Raw genomic sequence first — 18,354 nt, forward strand, 5'->3', positions numbered from 1 at the left:
AGGTATTTCATTGCAACCTCTTGATTACAACCTTGTGCGAGGAGCTATAAGATGCCAGATAGAAATCATTTCCAAAAACTGAACTTTAAAGCACACTGGATGCCGTTCAGTGCTAATCGTCATTTTCAACAAGATCCACGTTTGATTGTCTCAGCAGAAGGAAGTTGGTTATTTGATGATCAAGGTCGTCAAATTTATGACAGTTTATCAGGATTATGGACGTGTGGAGCAGGCCATTCACGCGCTGAAATTCGTCAAGCTGTTTCAGATCAACTGGGAACATTGGATTATTCCCCAGGTTTCCAATATGGGCACCCTTTGTCATTTAAGTTGGCAGATAAAATTGCCAGCCTTATGCCTGGTAATTTAAATCATGTATTTTTTACTAGTTCAGATTCAGAAGCTGTCGATACCGCAGTAAAAATGGCTCGTGCTTACTGGCGGATTCAAGGACAACCTGCAAAAACTAAATTTATCGGTCGGGCACGGGGTTATCATGGTGTCAATATCGCAGGAACCAGTCTTGGCGGTATTGGGGGTAATCGCAAAATGTTTGGTCAGTTTATGGATGTTGATCATCTTCCGCATACATTACAATCGAATATGGCTTTTACTAAAGGGATGCCAGCAGCTGGTGGCATTGAACTGGCAGACGAATTACTAAAACTCATTGAATTGCATGATGCCAGTAATATCGCTGCTGTTATTGTCGAACCACTTTCTGGATCTGCCGGCGCTATTATCCCACCATAAGGTTATTTACAACGTTTACAGGAAATCTGTACTCAATACGATATCTTGCTGATTTTTGATGAAGTGATTACTGGTTTCGGACGTCTGGGATGCTGGAGTGGTGCTGAATATTTCGGTGTGACCCCAGATATCCTTACTTTTACCAAACAAATTACCAACGGTGCAATTCCTCTGGGAGGTGTGATTGCGTCCAGCGAGATCTACGATGCCTTTATGTCACAATCTCTGTCCGAACATATGATTGAATTCAGCCACGGTTATACCTATTCAGGTCATCCAGTTGCTTGTGCAGCGGGATTAGCCTCAGTGGAACTGCTGGAAAAAGAAAAGCTGCCTCAACAAGCCGCGGAATTGGCACCGCATTTTGAACAAAAACTACATGCACTAAGGTACTGCCCAAATGTCGTGGATATTCGTAACTGCGGGCTGGTGGGAGCCATTCAAATTGCCCCACGGGATGGAGATGCAGTTGTCCGGCCTTTTGATGCCGGTATTGCATTATGGAAAGCGGGTTTTTATGTCCGTTTTGGTGGTGACACGTTGCAATTTGGTCCCATGTTCAATGCTAAAATTGATGATCTTGATCGTCTGTTCAATGCGGTTGGTGATGTTCTGCACCAAATTCAATAAAGGTCATTATTAACTTATTCTATGGGCGGTATCCTAACCGCCCAAACCCACATCAAAATCATCTAAATATCCAAAACTGGGCATTGGGTCTTCTGCCATGCATGGGGAAATTATGTCTACAGACAGTAGACGAAAGCGTCCTTCTATTCTTGTTGGTGGTTTGTCATCATTTTACCTCTTTAAAACCGAATAGATTTTCATTATGCAAAATAAAAGCTCTATCCTATTGCTGACCTTATCAATCGCAGTTTTTGGTGTTATTACTACCGAAATAGCCGTTATTGGATTCAAAAAACGCCGCTGGCCGTAAGGCAAATCTCGGGGCGGTTCGATAATATTCAAACCAAGTTCTTTTGCTTTCGAAAAATAGGGGGCAACATCCTCTACAGTATAGATCCTTTACTTTGCAAACTTGCGTGAGCCAGCTACACAAAAAATTATCCCGACAGTGACAACTATCATCAATAGGCTTACTGATTCACCAAGTAAACTAGCGGATAGGGCGAGGCCAAAAAAAGGTTGTAGTAATTGAAGTTGGCCAACAGCAGCAATGCCTCCTTGCGCTAAGCCACGGTACCAAAAAATAAAACCAATCAACATACTAAATAGGGATACATAGACAAGGCTAATCCATGCAGGAGTACTGACATTCGCAAATGAGTTTGGCATCAATAGAAATGTCAGAATAAACATTATTGGTAATGATATAAGTAACGCCCAACAGATGACTTGCCACCCTCCCAATATACGAGAAAGTTTTGCGCCTTCTGCATAGCCAAGTCCACAAACAAGGACAGCAGCAAGCATTAATACATCTCCGATCAATGAAGCAGATAAGCCTTGTAAAAAGGCAAACCCGATCACCAATAAACTTCCAATAATAGAAAATACCCAAAAAGCGGGGCGAGGGCGTTCTCCACCTCTCCAGACACCAAAAATGGCTGTAGTAAGAGGTAATAAACCAAGAAATACAATTGAGTGTGCCGAAGTGACATACTGAAGAGCTAATGCGGTTAAGAGTAGAAATCCAACAACAACGCCTACGGCAACAATAAATAATGAAAACAGTTGACTGAATTCGGGGCGTTTTTCTTTAAAAACGAAAAGAAGAATGACTGCTAATAAACCCGCAATGGATGCGCGAGCGACCGTTAAAAAAATAGGATCAAAATCCATAACCGCTAATTTTGTTGCAACATGATCATTATTCCCATAATTTAGTTCAGATAAGCACCTATCTATGTTATTAAAAATCTTTCCGTAAATATTCTTAATCACCAAATGCTTATTATCGTTGTAATTCATAACATGTTCTGCTCCTTCAATTGCTGCTAGTTTCGCTATCTCATATTGTTGTCTATCACATTCATAATTGCGTAACCAGTTACGAAAGAGAAGATGTCGAATATGTTCTGGGCAATTTTCACCAAATACATGTAAATTTACGCGCGGTAAATCAAGCCTCAGCATTCTATGCTGATACCAAGAAGGTTCCCTTACCCTTAATCGGTAACCTAATTTTTCTAGAGCAGGAATGTAGTCCGCTTCTTGTGTAGGATCAGCAACGATTAAATCGATATCAATAACAGGTTTCGCAGATAAACCAGGCACAGCTGTAGAACCTATATGTTCAATACTAATAATTTTATCTTGAAATTGTTTCTGTATTTTGTTTTTTTCTTCATTGTAAATAGTATTCCATTCTGTATTGTAGGGAACGATAATAATAGGATCTTGTATCTGATTAATACCATCAACCCAAGGGTTTTCATTCGGATTCCCATCACAGAAAGACATAATAAGTGGCTTTAGGGAAATCAATGATTCTGACATATATTTCTCCAATCATAATTTCATAATGTTATCATTTTGTATATTGGTCGAATCATTATATCAATATAAAAAACAGGAAATACTATGACTTATAATAGTACTAGAACCGATCTTTTCTCGCCTGCCAAATTAGGGGAAATTGAACTTGCCAATCGCATTGTTATGGCACCTTTAACACGTAGCCGTACGAATGAGGAGGGTGTCCCAAACGAACTTAATGTTACATATTATGCTCAGCGAGTAAGTGCCGGTTTAATCATTTCAGAAGCAACTAATATTTCAGCACAGGGACGTGGCTATGCCATGACCCCCGGTATCTGGACAGAAGATCAGGTAACAGGATGGAAAAAAATCACCGATGCTATTCACGTTGCTGGTGGAAAGATTGTAATACAATTGTGGCATGTTGGTCGTTTCTCACATGTTGATCTTCAACCTAATAAAGAAGCACCAGTAGCACCATCTGTTATTAAAACGGATGGTAACGTTTATACTCATCGTGGTGTTGAGAAAGCGTCCATTCCACGTGCACTTAGAACCAACGAAATCCCTGATGTTATAGAGCAATATAAACATGCGGCGGAATGTGCTAAACGGGCAGGGTTCGATGGTGTAGAAATTCATGCTGCTAATAATTATCTATTGGAACAGTTTCTGCGTGATTCCACTAACCATCGCACCGATCAGTATGGTGGTTCAATTGAAAACCGAGCTAGATTAATTCTCGAAATTGTTGAAGCTGTAACCCATATTTGGGGGAGTGGACGGGTTGGCATTAGATTGTCTCCAGTGACAACAGAAGTAGGAGATACTCCGCTTGATAGTAATGTGATGTCAACTTATGGCTATCTGATTCAGCAACTCAATAAATTCAAACTGGCTTATCTCCATTTTGTTGAAGGAACAACAGGAAAAAGCCGTGATATTCCTGAAGGTGTTGATTTGGATAAACTAAGATCATTATTCGATGGGGCTTATATCGGTAACAACAATTATGACCTTGAAATGGCGATTTCCCGTCGTGCGGAAGGTAAGGTAGATGCAGTTGCATTCGGGCGCCCGTTTATATCTAATCCGGATTTGGTGGAACGTTTACGCTACGGGATTGAACTGACTGATATCAATAATGACGCTTATTACGGTAATGGAGCAAAAGGATATACCGACTGGTTAAAGGCGAATTATTAATTTTATCGGCGGCTTAGCTGAATAATTTCAGAAAAAGCAATGGTAAATAAAAGGTAATCCTAACCCCTAAAAAAATTGTATAAAAGACAGAAAACTTTTCTGTCTTTTATGGAAAAATCATTCTAATTCGCTAAAATTTTGTTGCCGAATTTTGGTAATGTTCTTATTAATTTTATGGCGTAACTTATTAGCAAATAGGGCTTTATCTTCGTCACTGAGTTTCTGTGAATGTTTTGCAAAAAAGCTATCAGGATCATCAAATAGGCCAAAATCTTGCGTAATTCCTGCACGCTGAATATAGGTATCATTATCACCGTTCCATTCAACCGGTGGGCTTTGTAACTCTTCAATAGCCACACCGTAACCAATAAAAACTCCATTATGATCAGCGTATTTTTTTTGTAATGCTGACAAATAAGGCAAATCAAGAATAACTCCTTCAAAGTTATGCCATTGTCCATCTATATAAGCCTCAACCCAAGTATGGGAAATTTCTTTAGGCATCCGTTCGTATAGCGTTCCGTTCATAATTCCTTTTTGTAAGGTTTTATCGATTGTAAAGCCATGCAAACGACAAGGTATTTGAAGTGCGCGCAACAGCGCCATAAATAAGATAGATTTTGTGTTACATTGTCCATAGCCAGATCGTAAGATCGATGACGCAGTTAATGAATCATCTTCATTAAAGCCAAATTCAATTTCATCACGGACAAAATTATAAATGGACTTGACTTTTTCATTCTCAGAGAGAGTCCACCAATGGCGTGATTCCACTAATTGCTGGATGTTCTCAGCCTCAAAATCTAGCAAATGTGTTTTTACTAAATATCTATCCATCATTATTCTCCTAGTGGGTAAATAAAGAACAATGTAAGCAATTTATTCCTCCGTAACTTTCAAAAATTGGCTGACATATTTGGCAAAACTTGGTTTTATTCCCATTAGTTTTCGACATGTGGCAGATAAATGAGAAGGGGAGTCGAATCCACATTGTAGTGCAGCATCAGTGATGCGATTGCCTTGTGAAATCAGCCAAAGGGCGCGCATCAAACGCTGAAAGAGTAGATAGTTTTTTAAACTACTGCCGGTTATATCTGTAAAAAGATGTGATAAGCGGCTTTTAGATAAATAAACATCTTCTAATAGTGAATCTTGTTGAACAGGAAGTTCATTTGCTAAAGAAATCGTTGTAAGCACCTGTTGAATACGTTGATCACTGATATCATGGGGAAGATAACAATGGTTAATTGCTAAGATAGCAAGTAGTTTTTCCCATTTTCTATTATAATGCGAAACATTTAGTGTTCCATTTTGAAGGTTTCTTGCATTAAAAGATAATGCATCAGAAATGAAGTTAGAAAAACAAGAAAAAGATTTGTTCTCTGGTAGGTACTGGTGCTGTAAACAGTATGCTAGTGAGGAAGTGTGATTAATTAATATTAACCAAAATGGCTGTCGAACTAGAGAAATTGTATGCATTACTTTGCTATTGATTAATATGGCTTTACTGACAATAGAGTTCTCTTCAATATTTATAGTTATCGGTTGATGAGTTCGAGATATGATCAGATGTAAGAAAGCATGGCGGTGAGCAGATGTACTTATACTTTCACCTAGCAATGACAAATGATTTTCCGCAACGACTGTGACTGTATTGGTTGGCATTTCTTCTCCCTTATCCATTCTGACAATTTCTTCATCACCGTTACTGCCTAAGCAGAGTAGACAGGCGAGATGCTATCTTTCACTTAATATCTGTACCAGTTTTTTTATTATCTTGGTATGGATAAGGTAAGGGGTGGATGACGATAATCTTGTCATTAGTTCCATTATTTAACATAATATACATTATGCGAATCAATGATGTAATAGCAAAGTTGTAATGTCCTACTATGTTGCTGGCCGGAGTTCATCATACGAAATAGCGACATGCTCACGATAAGCAGGTCTCTTAAGAAGGCGTTTATAATATGCCTCAATGTATGGGAGTGATTTTCTTTTTATATCAATATCATAATAACGATATAATACGTGTCCAAATTGGATGTCAGCTAATGAAAAATATTCACTCGCTAGGTAATCTCTGGTAGTTAATATCCCTTCGGCAATCATTAAGTTATTTTCAAATTGGTCAATTGCCAATCTGATAGCTTCTACATCCTGCTGAGGGGCGGACATTTTAACTTAGCCTTGACAAACGTGCCTTTTAAAAACGTACTGAGGTTTGACCCTGAGTACCCGATCTCGTTTGCCCTAAAAACCCTCTTAATTGGCGTTGTATACAAATCACTAATCACATTCTATTAGATAGAAACTATAACATGTTTACTGTCAACATGTACGTAGTTGTAATGAGTAAGGCTTCAAGCTGGTTTATGATCGTTAGGCTCTCAGCTCAACCTCATAAATCTTGCGTTTTGCTATCATTTTTATTGGTTTTTCAATAGCTCTGACATCCGTTAGCTCCCAAGCTAACCAACCCGCTTCGTAATACGATGCGCAAGCTGCATCAATATCACTTTCAACAAATGGCCTAACATTTTTAACTTTGACGATTGCGACAGCTTTCCCCATTTCCTCATCACCCTCTTTTAAAAGATAATGTTGGTTCTCAACAATCAACAAGTCTTCATTACAATCAAAGTTTGGTGCCCATTTTCTTATTTCTAACGTCTTTTTTCCTGCCACAATATTTTCACCTGCTGGTGCGACTATAGATATGGCTTTCATCAGTATGATTTTCTCATGTTATTCTTCGTAGAGCCTTCTGTAATTATTTATAATACATGTATAAATTAGGAAACTTCAACTTTGCTAACAGGTGGACATTTCTACTTAGCCTTGACAGCATGTTTAAACCAAATAGCTTAATTATCTATGTCGATAATGTTTCCCTAGGTACTGAGTTTTATAGAAAAATATTAAAATCTGAGCCTTTGGAAACCTATGAGGAATTCTCTGTATTTTGGTGGGTTTGAAATATGCCAGTCTGATGTTTCCCGCAACGATGTCGATTTGATATATCAGGAATGGAAAACTCTTGGCACTGAATTCGAACTCAAGCCAACAGATCTTGAATTCGGCTATACATTTGTAGCAATAGACCCATCGCTTAAGTAGCGAATATTGGTGCTACACCGGTAAACCAGGAGGCACTTGCGTTTTTTGTAGCCTCCTAGCTATGGAAACCACTACTCAAAATGAAACTATATCTGCTGGATTAAGAGTGCTTATTACCCCCAGAGCGCCTTTAATTAATGGGATAGCCATCGGAGAGAGATAGGAACCTAACGGAATCTTCATGTGATCAATGCAGGTTAGCATAGTAAAATCGTGGTTGTGTCCAATGAGATCATCGCTGATGGCTTTGCCAATGCGTACCGTTTGTGCTACCCCATGTCCGCTCCAGCCATGCACCATGTACACAGGGATGCTGTTACTACTTTTACGGGCATCAGTGGCACCGTTCAGGGTCAGATCGCTGATACCGCCCCAAGAATATTCCAGTTCAGGTTGTTCCAAATGTGGGAACACGGTTCTGATACGATCAAGTAAGTAGTTGTTCACATCACGCGGTGACCAGGAGTTACCTGTACCCTGTCCACCAAATAACAGACGGTTACCACGCACCGCGCGATAATAATCTATTTGTAATTGTGTATCGTAGACCGGCAGATCTGACGGAATAAGCTCTTTGATATCCACCAGCAACGGGGAAGTTACCGCCACATAGGTGAAAAAAGGCACAGTCGTAGAGGAGCCTGAGATAAACTCATCGGTGGAGCCGTGCACCCCCAGTACCACAGCTTTATTCGCTCTGATAATTCCCCATTCAGTTTCTATGATCGTGTCGTTGGTGTCTTGCCTAATGCCCTTTACTTTTGTATTGTCATACACTTGCCCTCCCAGTCCGACAAAGCCATAAATTAGGCCTCGCAGCAACGCCAGAGGCTGAACCTGTCCACCGATGCTATCGATATTGGCACCATAGTAGATACTCGAACGCACATACTCTTCCTGCAATTCATGTGGCCCAATAACCTTTACTGCCCTATCTCCCAGTTGGCGCCTGGCATCAGCATTAGCTACCAATGGCCCCATATGACCTGGATGTATCGCTGCAGTGATGTGACCATATTTGCGGTCACACTCAAAACCGTAACGTTCGCGGAGTTCATCCACAAGATCCATCGCTTCAATTGATGCAAAGCGCCATAAACGCTTAGCCTCATCTGGTGAAAATTTTTCCTGTATGTTTTCAGCCGCCCAGCGAGCAATGCCAGGGGTCATCTGCCCTCCATTACGACCAGAAGCTCCTGAACCAATGTGATCTTTTTCAACCAAAATTACATCTACACCCGCTTCAGCAAGATGCAGCGCAGTAGAAGCCCCCAACAACCCGCCGCCAATAACTACAACTTCGCAGCTTTGGTCTCTGAAAAGGTTCCCAAAAGCCGGCCAATTGGCCAAGGAGGCTTCATAGTAGTTAGCTGGGTTTTCAGCCACGTTTCTATGCCAGTTCCATATGCGGGGATCTAACCCCAATCGGCTGGTTCTGTACTGTGCATCTTGCAACAGAGCCGGCCGGAGTTGGTTAATATTGATGGCCGGATCATCAATCGCAGTTAAAGTCCGTGCGAGCAGAGATGTAACGGGAAATATGGATGAAAGTACTCCTGCCCCTGCAAAGGTCGCGGCAGTAGAGATAAAATCTCTTCTGTTCATTGCCATTTCAGCACTCCTTTATGACCGGAAATTACCGCTAGCAGACGGTGGATTTCCTTATGCCTGTGAGTGAATCCTAGTATTTGAACTATATTTATTGCTACAAGACTGCCCTTTCAAAGAAGCGAGAATCAATAAAATAACAGTGCCGACAAACGGAATAAGATGTAACAGTAACCACCAGGTGCTACAGTTGATATCATGTAGACGGCGAGCATTCACCGCCAGTGCCGGCAAAAAGGTCATCAGTAGATAGATAAAACTGAACCACCCCATATAAATTTCGGGGTTGGCAACCGCAAACAGTCTTTCCAAGAAAGAAATAATGAGAATAGCGAGGATCTGAAATAGAAAGAAATACCAGAACTCCTTACGCTGAGCTTGCCCTCGGAAACAGGTATAATTCTTTAACACATTTAAATACCAGTGCATTGTTGCCCTCCAGTACATGTCCTCCCCTGCCGCTACGAGCATATATCCCTTATTTGTCTCTGTTTAAGCGGCAGAATAACCCATATTACTTTTCCTCTTTATAGTTCAGTGAGATCGAGCAATACAGATTTCAGAATGTTGAGCGCCTCATCAAAAACTTCATTTTGTATGGTCAATGGTGGAAGGAAGCGGATAACGTTGCCATGTACACCACACGTCAATAGAATTAGGCCACGCTCTAGCGCTTTCTGACGCACTGCGTTGGTGAAGCCAGCATCGGGCTCCTGACTGTTCGTACGGTTAAATTCCACCGCAATCATCAGCCCAAGTCCGCGCACATCAGCTATCTGCGGAACACGCGGCTGTAGTTCATGCAGACATTTTTTTAGCTGCTCCCCCAGTTGTGTAGCACGCTCAGCCAGCTTTTCTTCTTCGATCACATCCAGAACCGCATGACTAGCTGCAATCGCTACCGGGTTACCTCCATAGGTTCCTCCCAAACCACCAGGTACGACAGCATCCATCAGCTCTGATCGCCCCGTTACAGCCGCCAGTGGAAATCCCCCTGCCAGCCCTTTCGCCATCGTGGTCAAGTCGGCCACAACCTCATGATGTTCCATAGCAAACAGTTTACCCGTACGTGCGAAACCCGTCTGAATCTCATCGGCAATGAGTAAGATACCGTAGTGATCCGCAATTTCGCGTAAGGATTTGAGCAGTTCGGGAGGTGCAGGATAGAAACCACCTTCTCCCTGTACTGGTTCGATGATAATGGCAGCGATGCGCGTAGGCTCAATATCGGTTTTGAAGAGATTATCCAGTGCATTTAGTGTCTGTTCTACGCTGATACCGTGCAGTCCTACCGGAAACGGGATACGGTAAACGTCACTAACCAGTGGGCCAAACCCCATTTTGTACGGTGTAACTTTGCCAGTTAATGACATACCGAGAAAGGTACGGCCATGAAAAGCCCCGCTGAAAGCCAATACTCCACTGCGTCCGGTAGCGGCACGTGCGATCTTCACGGCATTTTCTACTGCCTCAGCCCCAGTAGTCACAAAGACAGTCTTTTTCGCAAAATTTCCCGGCACCAGACGGTTCAGTCGTTCAGCTAGCGCTACATAATTTTCATAAGGCACTACTTGATGACAGGTGTGGGTAAATTGCTCCAATTGTTCTCTGGCTGCGGCAATGACGCGCGGGTGACGATGGCCAGTATTTACTACAGCAATACCGGCGGCAAAATCAATATAGCGTTGTCCTTGGGAATCCCAAATCTCAGCATTTTCTGCGCGTTCAACATAGACTTGTGTGGTTACTCCTACGCCTTTTGCGATAGCCGCATTACGCCTTTTAGCTAACATAGATTCAGTCATAAATAAAATCTCCTAAGCAATCTGAACAAGTGGGCTTTAGCAGATAAATGCCTTGGGTGATTCAGGTAGGATCACCAAACGCAGTGAGGGTATTTCACCATCGGTCGACTGGCTAATGTCTTGGTTCTTCAATAGCGAACCTGAACGGACTCCTGGTACTGTTGAAGTTACGACACGCGCATCGTCATTAATAATTAATGCTGGCTTACCGATAGCACTCAGAATCGGCAGAAGTAACCGATCCAACGTCGAGACGAGAATATCTACTGCTGCCACACCGGCAAATTTTTCTCCAATAAGTACCGGATGGGCTACCGTAATCGTGTAGGCACCATTACAGACATAATCCACATAAGGACCGTCGATAACGGGAAGATGACGACTGGCAGGTTGCCGGAACCATTCAAACAATCGGAAATCCAAACGCCTACGCTGTTCCTGATTATTCTCCAGCTGCGCATACTGAATAGTATTTCCTTCCTGACGCCACCACTCCAGCGTCCAGTAATCGTCGTTTTCCTTTCCAACCGCCTTTGTTACTGCATAACTGGCAAATCCCGCCCCGTTACACCAGATATTGTTACGAAGTACATCATGAATATGTTTTTGCAATGCGCTGCGTTGCTTCTGCTCCAAGCGAACACCTTCCGTACGATATAGCGGCAACTCTAATAAAACACGGGTTGTCTTATCTGCTAAAGTTGCAGTGGCTTGCTGCGCTGCGACTAGGATATCGTTCAAGATACCCCTGGCGCGCTCTATGTGTATGTTGTTATACATATGTCCTCCTTTCCTGAGATGAATACAATCGCATTACTCTCGATCAAATCTCTGCAAGAATGACGCATCAGTATCCATACGTAATTTGCATTCAAGCAGGTGGTCAGTAATTCGAGTAATCATCTTCTGTGCCAGTTGGTAACAGGCAAGATCATCTCCCTTATACAGAGCGGCTAAGAGTGTACGCCAGGCGGCGGCAACCTCGCTATGAATGGCATCTTCCCTGTACAAAAGCACCAGTAAAGGCGTCCATTCGGCCTGAATCTCCAACTCCTGATTAGCAAGCCTAGCCGACTGAGCCTGAGATGCCAGAGTTAGCAGACAGCGCATATCTGTCTGTATTCGGGTATCTGGCTGCGTCGCGGCCACAAAGCTGTCAATCAGTTGCCCAAGCCTTATTAGTTCACCTGGCATTGAACGCTGAGCCGCAAGTCTCGCGCTATGGCCAATCACTGCACAGTGAAACTCGCTAAAATCCGCCAGTTCGCCTGAAGCCATAAGCCGCAACGGGTGATATTTCTGCATTGTCTCAACGGAAACCTGGCACACAAAACTACCGCCATGACGTCCGCGCCGAGTATCGATCAACTGCCTAGCTCGCAGCGTGTTCAGGGCATCACGAACAGTTACCGGTGATACACCCAACAACCGCGATAACTCGTTTTCGTTAGGTAACTGCTCATCGGTCTGTAATATCCCGGAGATGATCGCGTTACTTAAACGTTCCACAACCTGTTCGGTTCTGGTAGCCTGATCTAGCGGTGCATAGACGATAGAATATGCCGTCATTCTCTAATTCCTGATTGAAATAATGCGGGATAAAACTAAAAAATGCCGTGGTGATGCAGTGCTTGTGCATCCTCTGGTACCGGTGCGATAGCATCCCAAAGCTCAGCAATTTTGCCATTCTCGACACGCCATAGTTCGAAATAGCTATGGCGTGCTCCGGCAATGCTCCCCTCTGAGTGAGTTAGAACAAACTGACCGTCAGCTACTGTACGGTGAATTTTTGTATAATGAAGACCTTGCCCTTCATCTTTAAGTTGCTTAAGAAACGCAATAACTGCAGCCGTGCCATCAGAAATATCGGGACTGTGCTGGCGAAACAGTTCACCATTGGTGTAATTTCCGAATTCGTCATAGTGTTCTTCGATCAAGGTTCGGGTGAAAAAATTAACCACTAGTTCGCGATTCTTCTTCTTGTCATGGCTATGTCCCGTTTCAGTAGGACCATCTAACTGTGTTCGGCCGCTGGCATTAGGCGCGGACTGTGGTACTAAGCCGTCCCAGTGCTCCACGATTAAGCCATCGGTAACTCGGTACAGATCGAAACCGACCAGTGGTTGATCGTCTAATCCCGTAAAACGGCCGTGGATAGCAACCAGATCACCGTCCTGTAGTACGCGAAATGATTCATGGTGCAGTTCAGGATGTGACTGGACTAACTCACGTAGTCCGATAAGGCCGTCTTTGATTAGTGGAGAATGTTCAATGAAATTCGGTGCAAAATAACGTTCAAGTGCCCCCATATCACGGTCAGTAAACAGCTCGTGGTGCGCACGTGATACCAAGTCGCGCGAAGATATATTTTGATTCATTATGGGTGCCCTTGTATTAATCGTTGGAACTCATTACGTGTTTAATACGTGTATATTCTTCGAAACCATAAGCTGACAAGTCCTTACCATATCCTGAGTTTTTGAATCCACCATGTGGTGCCTCTGCTGTAAGGGGAATATGGGTGTTAATCCAGACTGTTCCAAAATCAAGCTCGCGGGACAGGCGTAACGCGCGGCCATGATCGCGGGTCCAGACACTGGAAGCCAATCCGTATTTCACATCATTAGCTTTCTCAATAGCTTCCTGTTCTGTCAGGAACTTTTGTACTGTGATAACAGGACCAAAAATCTCGGTTTGAACCACTTCATCATATTGCTCCAGACCAGTAATCACTGTAGGTTCAAAATAATATCCTGAACGATTGGCTTGACGCCCCCCTGTTTCAATACGGGCATGAGCGGGCAGACGTGCAATAAATCCTTTGACCTGCTCCAGCTGGCGAACATTATTAAGCGGCCCATACAGCGCCTCTTTATCTTCTGGATCACCAAAACGGGTAGCTTTAGCTGCCGCTACTAATTTAGTAACGAAAATATCGTGAACAGATTCATGCACCAGTACACGTGAAGCCGCCGTGCAGTCTTGGCCAGCGTTAAAGTACCCCGCAGTAGCGATGGTCTCTACTGCTTTGTCGATATCCGCATCAGAAAAAACGACCACCGGTGCTTTACCACCGAGTTCCAGATGTGCCTTGGTGAGATTAGTTGCCGCCGACGAAGCAACCTGAGAACCTGCCCGAGTGGAACCAGTGATAGAAACCATAGCAGGCATTTTGTGTGAAACGACCAGAGTGCCAGCGCTTGCATTACCTAATACCACGTTGAAAGCGCCGGCAGGGAAAAACGGTGCGGACAGTTCAGCCAGTAACAACGTACTTTCCGGTGTAGTATCACTTGGTTTAAGCACGACAGTATTACCTGCCGCAAGTGCAGGCGCTATCTTCCACACCGCCATCATCAATGGATAGTTCCATGGGGTAACCTGTCCCACTACACCTAGTGGTTCACGTCGAATACTGGTAGTCATATCAGGGAGATATTCAGCTGTAGCTCTACCTTCCAAAAAACGAGCTGCACCGGCGAAGAAGCGAATATGATCCACAGATGTTGCAACCTCTTCGGAAGCAATCAAGTGCTTGAGCTGTCCTGTATTACGACTTTGCAATTCAATCAGACGTTCAGCGTTTTTTTCTATCGTGTCAGCCAGCGCCAACAACGCCTGCTGACGTGCTGAGGGTGTGCTGCGTCCCCATATTTTAAATGCCTCTTTAGCCGATGAATAAGCATTATCAACATCCGCTGTAGTTGCGTTGGGAGAACGCGCATATGATTCACCTGTGACCGGGCTTACCAGATCAAAATATTCGGAACCTTTAGACTCAATATATTGACCATTAATGAAGTGCTTGAGTGTTGGTATCGGCATAATTGACTCCTCTCCTTATGGATTGAAAGTATAAAATATAAACTATGATTTAATATATTTATCGGTTGCATTTTAGTCAAATTTGTATCAAAAATGTAAAAAAGTAGATAATTTATATACATAAATGTAACTTTTAATGTTTTCATCAGAAAAAATATTCAAATCTGTGAGGGGGATCGAAGATTTAATATACTTGCGAACTTTATTAATTCTTAAGAGGATAATTTCTTGGTTCTAGATTGGCATAAACTCGATAAAACATGTCATGTTTTTATTATTTTATACATTTGTGACATATGTCACTGACAGATATATATAATATACTACCTTACTACCCATAATTTATATTATATAGACTTATATTTAATTAGTTATATACCAATCCAACTGCAAGTTGCAGCTTGAAAATCAATGTGATTGCTTATATCTCCCCGCTACGCGGGGAGATATAAGACGTATCTTGAAAGGCGATTAGTATATAGACCATCCCAGATAAATTAGGTGGAATTGTGTTTATTAACAAACGAAACCAACAATATACCAATTATTGAAGGAGCATGTCGCTGGTGGTATGACTAAATTAATTAGAATCAACGATAACTCTCTATACGCATTAAACTTCAAGTTGCAATTGACAACACGATATGAAACCTGATTTCTCCCCGCCTCGCGGGGAGAAATCACATGCATCTTGAAGTTAGATTGGTATATAAACAATATCAACTAAAGTTGAGGTTTTAAAATGTTAAAGAATTCACCCAATATCATTCCTGATCTGAAAGTGCCAGTGTTTTTATTAGCTCCTCTATTCATCCAATATTAATAATCTGAAAGCAGGTACGTAGGAGTATATCTATGAAATGAACAAAAACCATGAGCTGGAAAAATTTGCTCTAAATTGGCATTAACGCCAAAACTTTTCAATTTATCTGAATATATGAAGAGCGGCATCCTGCTTTCCTGCATGGTTATACATTTAAATAGATATTCTTATAAATTGTTAGATTGATAACTTAACAGCGATCAGTATATGAAATACATTCTATTCCTTTATTCTTTTATACATAAACAAAAAACAGCGTTGGTGTTAGCTATTGTTTTCACGGTAGTAGCCGCTTTAGCGGAGGTTTTATTTCCATTTTTAGTCCAGGAATTAGTCAATACTCTATTAAAGGATAAGTTAATTCTTTTCTTCTCATTTAATGAATTAATTATGTCTCTAATTGCAGTATCATTATTGATTGTTATCAGCCACGCCATTATTATTTGGATGCAAACAATTAATGCATCAGAGTTAAGTTATAATATGAGAAAATCGTTAGTCGATTCTTTCCTCTCTTTTCCTTATCATATCAACAGAAAATTTCATTCAGCGAATCTGGCATTCAGAATAAAAAACGATACTTATCTTGTATCGGATAGAGTTAGAGATCTATATAGCGAATTTCTCTATGATACGCTATCAATAATCGGGCCATTTATTGCCATGGCCTTGATTGATATTAAATTGGCTATTTTGGCATTTATGATAGTTTGTTTGACTACTTTAATCAGCAAACCAATTACTAACCGAGTGGCTGTTTATGAAAGAATTCTGCAAATTTATAACTCACGATTAACTGGTGTGATCCAAGAATCTCTTTCTTGGATCAAATCTGTCAAGATTTTCAATTCTGAAGAGTCGGAGAAAAAGAGAATTAATGATGCTAATACTAAAGTGAAAAATGTTGAGAGGATCACAGGGCTGTTCATGTCCTTATCTATTCCTCTTGGCTTTTTTGCACAGTTAGCATCGACAATTGCCGTACTTTGGTATGGGGGTTTACTATTAATGGATGGGACGATCAACCCCGGTAATTTTGTTGCTGCATTTACCTATGAGCAATTAATGTCTGATTCCATTAAGAGATACAGTCTTCATTTAAATAAGTTTGCTTCACTCAAGTCGTTGTTGGATAGGGTTTTCGAATTGTTGGCAACATACCAACCAAACAATCGCAAACAAAGCCAACCAATGGGCAATTGTAGAACTCATGCTATTGATATCAACATTAAGAAATTCTCCTATAACGACAGAGAAACTTTATTCAGAGATATGGATATCTCTATACAAAAAGGAGAACGAGTTCTTATTGTTGGCGATAATGGTCAAGGCAAAAGTACAATATTCGACATTGTGACTGGCTTAACACCATTAAACGAAGGCTATGTCTCAATTTTTGGCGAAGTTCTGGATAACCCCGATTCTCAGCGTTGGTTACAAAAATTTGGAGTGATGTCACAACAGACTCAGATTATAAAAGGCACGTTATACGATAATCTGCACATTGCTAATACAGAATCAACCAGGGAAGAGATGATTTCTGCATTGATTAAAGCGGGTGGTAATGAACTGTTGGGCAAATTGAAAGATGGTCTGGATTCATACATTGACGAAAAAGGCTCTTCCTTATCAGGCGGTGAAAGGCAGGTTATTGGATTAGCACGTTTGTACCTCAAGACGCCAGAAATACTGCTATTTGATGAACCGACTACCTATCTGGACAACAGTAAAATAAATAGCTTTGCAGAATCATTGGACAATATCGTTCGTGGTAAAACAGTACTCATGATAAGCCATGATCCACGTATATTTAAATTGGCTGAGCGAGTTATCCGAATCGACAAAGGAAAAATTGCATTTGATGGCTCTTTACAGGAATATATAGGCAAGCAAGAGAAAACTGATTACTGACTTTTTAAGCCCGCATTTTGCGGGCTATTTAACTTTGACTAATGAAAAACGACTTTTTCTATTAATACGAGCATTACGATAGTTATTCACAGATAAGAGGATAGTTATGATTGTTTTTGTAACAGGTGCAACTTCTGGTTTTGGTGAAGCAATTGCAAGAAAATTTCTTAAACATGGTTCCATCGTCATTGCAACGGGACGACGTGAGGACAGATTGGAGAAGTTGAAAAAAGAATTGGGCGAAAACTTTCACCCTATCCAACTTGATGTGAGAGATCGCACTGCAATCGAGCAAACTATTCAACAACTACCAGATAACTTACGTAATATAGACGTTCTTGTGAATAACGCAGGGCTTGCGTTAGGGTTAGAACCTGCTCACCAAGCTAACTCTGATGACTGGGAAACAATGATTGATACTAATACTAAAGGATTAGTGAACATGACGCGGGCTTTGTTGCCTAATATGGTACAAGCCAATCGTGGCCATATTATTAATATTGGTTCCACCGCAGCAAATTGGCCCTATGCAGGCGGTAACGTATATGGTGCTACTAAAGCCTTTGTTAAACAATTTAGTTTAGGGTTGAGGGCTGACTTGCATGGAAAGAATATTCGAGTCACCGATATTGAACCAGGTCTGGTTGGAGGAACTGAATTTTCTCATGTTCGTTTTAAAGGCAATCAGGAAAAAGTCGATAAAACTTATGCCGGTACTGATGCACTGACAGCAGACGATGTTGCAGAAGCGGTATTTTGGGTTGCTAACCTACCTTCTCACGTCAATATTAATATATTGGAAATGATGCCAGTTTGTCAGTCATTCGCTGGTTTAAGCGTATATAGGGACTAATAGTT

At 41.6% G+C, this 18,354-nt stretch carries 14 protein-coding genes and 3 pseudogenes; 4 read left to right on the forward strand and 13 right to left on the reverse strand.

What is annotated here, in order from left to right; translation table 11 throughout:
- The first annotated feature begins 51 nt into the window (after window positions 1-51).
- Window positions 52-1,383, forward strand: a pseudogene (aptA, locus tag AAC853_RS09595) (omega-aminotransferase AptA).
- 399 nt (window positions 1,384-1,782) lie between these two features.
- Here aptA and AAC853_RS09600 read toward each other — a convergent pair.
- A pseudogene (locus AAC853_RS09600) lies at window positions 1,783-2,577 on the reverse strand (DMT family transporter); the annotation flags it as partial.
- Between the two features lie 78 nt (window positions 2,578-2,655).
- A pseudogene (locus tag AAC853_RS09605) lies at window positions 2,656-3,216 on the reverse strand (GrpB family protein); the annotation flags it as partial.
- A gap of 84 nt (window positions 3,217-3,300) precedes the next feature.
- On the opposite strand from AAC853_RS09605, the gene AAC853_RS09610 reads away from it, so the two are divergent.
- Window positions 3,301-4,404 (forward strand): alkene reductase, encoded by a 1,104-nt coding sequence (locus AAC853_RS09610; protein ID WP_340614421.1) that lies wholly within the window; start codon window positions 3,301-3,303, stop codon window positions 4,402-4,404.
- Window positions 4,405-4,521: 117 nt separating this feature from the next.
- Here AAC853_RS09610 and AAC853_RS09615 read toward each other — a convergent pair whose 3' ends face one another.
- The 11 genes from AAC853_RS09615 to AAC853_RS09665 form a co-directional block, all read right to left on the reverse strand.
- Window positions 4,522-5,241, reverse strand: coding sequence for a transglutaminase-like domain-containing protein (locus AAC853_RS09615; protein WP_340614422.1), 720 nt, complete (start codon window positions 5,239-5,241; stop codon window positions 4,522-4,524).
- Between the two features lie 42 nt (window positions 5,242-5,283).
- Window positions 5,284-6,087 carry a helix-turn-helix transcriptional regulator gene (locus AAC853_RS09620; RefSeq protein ID WP_340614423.1) on the reverse strand — a complete coding sequence of 268 codons (804 nt, stop codon included), beginning with the start codon at window positions 6,085-6,087 and terminating at the stop codon, window positions 5,284-5,286.
- Between the two features lie 207 nt (window positions 6,088-6,294).
- Window positions 6,295-6,582: a glutathione binding-like protein gene (locus AAC853_RS09625; RefSeq protein WP_340614424.1), complete on the reverse strand. Its 288-nt coding sequence runs from the start codon at window positions 6,580-6,582 to the stop codon at window positions 6,295-6,297.
- A gap of 204 nt (window positions 6,583-6,786) precedes the next feature.
- Window positions 6,787-7,134 (reverse strand): ASCH domain-containing protein, encoded by a 348-nt coding sequence (locus AAC853_RS09630; RefSeq protein WP_338882314.1) that lies wholly within the window; start codon window positions 7,132-7,134, stop codon window positions 6,787-6,789.
- 465 nt (window positions 7,135-7,599) lie between these two features.
- Window positions 7,600-9,135 carry an NAD(P)/FAD-dependent oxidoreductase gene (locus AAC853_RS09635; protein ID WP_340614425.1) on the reverse strand — a complete coding sequence of 512 codons (1,536 nt, stop codon included), beginning with the start codon at window positions 9,133-9,135 and terminating at the stop codon, window positions 7,600-7,602.
- A 51-nt stretch (window positions 9,136-9,186) separates the two neighbouring features.
- Window positions 9,187-9,579 carry a DUF805 domain-containing protein gene (locus AAC853_RS09640; RefSeq protein ID WP_338882318.1) on the reverse strand — a complete coding sequence of 131 codons (393 nt, stop codon included), beginning with the start codon at window positions 9,577-9,579 and terminating at the stop codon, window positions 9,187-9,189.
- A gap of 80 nt (window positions 9,580-9,659) precedes the next feature.
- Entirely contained in the window at window positions 9,660-10,937 is a 1,278-nt protein-coding gene (locus tag AAC853_RS09645) for a 4-aminobutyrate--2-oxoglutarate transaminase (RefSeq protein ID WP_338882320.1), read from the reverse strand.
- 36 nt (window positions 10,938-10,973) lie between these two features.
- Entirely contained in the window at window positions 10,974-11,717 is a 744-nt protein-coding gene (locus AAC853_RS09650) for a cache domain-containing protein (protein ID WP_338882321.1), read from the reverse strand.
- 33 nt (window positions 11,718-11,750) lie between these two features.
- A complete protein-coding gene (locus tag AAC853_RS09655; protein WP_338882322.1) occupies window positions 11,751-12,506 on the reverse strand; it encodes a FadR/GntR family transcriptional regulator in 756 nt (251 codons plus the stop codon).
- A 35-nt stretch (window positions 12,507-12,541) separates the two neighbouring features.
- Window positions 12,542-13,315 carry a nuclear transport factor 2 family protein gene (locus AAC853_RS09660; RefSeq protein ID WP_340614426.1) on the reverse strand — a complete coding sequence of 258 codons (774 nt, stop codon included), beginning with the start codon at window positions 13,313-13,315 and terminating at the stop codon, window positions 12,542-12,544.
- A 16-nt stretch (window positions 13,316-13,331) separates the two neighbouring features.
- Window positions 13,332-14,762: a gamma-aminobutyraldehyde dehydrogenase gene (locus AAC853_RS09665; RefSeq protein WP_340614427.1), complete on the reverse strand. Its 1,431-nt coding sequence runs from the start codon at window positions 14,760-14,762 to the stop codon at window positions 13,332-13,334.
- A gap of 1,030 nt (window positions 14,763-15,792) precedes the next feature.
- On the opposite strand from AAC853_RS09665, the gene AAC853_RS09670 reads away from it, so the two are divergent.
- Both AAC853_RS09670 and ydfG read left to right on the forward strand, forming a co-directional pair.
- Window positions 15,793-17,496 (forward strand): ABC transporter ATP-binding protein, encoded by a 1,704-nt coding sequence (locus AAC853_RS09670; protein WP_340614428.1) that lies wholly within the window; start codon window positions 15,793-15,795, stop codon window positions 17,494-17,496.
- 106 nt (window positions 17,497-17,602) lie between these two features.
- Window positions 17,603-18,349 (forward strand): bifunctional NADP-dependent 3-hydroxy acid dehydrogenase/3-hydroxypropionate dehydrogenase YdfG, encoded by a 747-nt coding sequence (gene ydfG, locus AAC853_RS09675; protein WP_340614429.1) that lies wholly within the window; start codon window positions 17,603-17,605, stop codon window positions 18,347-18,349.
- Window positions 18,350-18,354: the final 5 nt, after the last annotated feature.

Origin of the sequence: Xenorhabdus thailandensis (assembly GCF_037996785.1) — a bacterium.
GTDB classification, from domain to species: Bacteria; Pseudomonadota; Gammaproteobacteria; order Enterobacterales; family Enterobacteriaceae; genus Xenorhabdus; species Xenorhabdus griffiniae.

Excerpts from the sequence above, each read along its gene's own strand:
- AAC853_RS09610 (WP_340614421.1), top strand. The coding sequence starts at position 3,301 with ATGACTTATAATAGTACTAGAACCGATCTTTTCTCGCCTGCCAAATTA.
- AAC853_RS09615 (WP_340614422.1), bottom strand. The coding sequence starts at position 5,241 with ATGGATAGATATTTAGTAAAAACACATTTGCTAGATTTTGAGGCTGAG.
- AAC853_RS09620 (WP_340614423.1), bottom strand. The coding sequence starts at position 6,087 with ATGGATAAGGGAGAAGAAATGCCAACCAATACAGTCACAGTCGTTGCG.
- AAC853_RS09625 (WP_340614424.1), bottom strand. The coding sequence starts at position 6,582 with ATGTCCGCCCCTCAGCAGGATGTAGAAGCTATCAGATTGGCAATTGAC.
- AAC853_RS09630 (WP_338882314.1), bottom strand. The coding sequence starts at position 7,134 with ATGAAAGCCATATCTATAGTCGCACCAGCAGGTGAAAATATTGTGGCA.
- AAC853_RS09635 (WP_340614425.1), bottom strand. The coding sequence starts at position 9,135 with ATGGCAATGAACAGAAGAGATTTTATCTCTACTGCCGCGACCTTTGCA.
- AAC853_RS09640 (WP_338882318.1), bottom strand. The coding sequence starts at position 9,579 with ATGTACTGGAGGGCAACAATGCACTGGTATTTAAATGTGTTAAAGAAT.
- AAC853_RS09645 (WP_338882320.1), bottom strand. The coding sequence starts at position 10,937 with ATGACTGAATCTATGTTAGCTAAAAGGCGTAATGCGGCTATCGCAAAA.
- AAC853_RS09650 (WP_338882321.1), bottom strand. The coding sequence starts at position 11,717 with ATGTATAACAACATACACATAGAGCGCGCCAGGGGTATCTTGAACGAT.
- AAC853_RS09655 (WP_338882322.1), bottom strand. The coding sequence starts at position 12,506 with ATGACGGCATATTCTATCGTCTATGCACCGCTAGATCAGGCTACCAGA.
- AAC853_RS09660 (WP_340614426.1), bottom strand. The coding sequence starts at position 13,315 with ATGAATCAAAATATATCTTCGCGCGACTTGGTATCACGTGCGCACCAC.
- AAC853_RS09665 (WP_340614427.1), bottom strand. The coding sequence starts at position 14,762 with ATGCCGATACCAACACTCAAGCACTTCATTAATGGTCAATATATTGAG.
- AAC853_RS09670 (WP_340614428.1), top strand. The coding sequence starts at position 15,793 with ATGAAATACATTCTATTCCTTTATTCTTTTATACATAAACAAAAAACA.
- ydfG (WP_340614429.1), top strand. The coding sequence starts at position 17,603 with ATGATTGTTTTTGTAACAGGTGCAACTTCTGGTTTTGGTGAAGCAATT.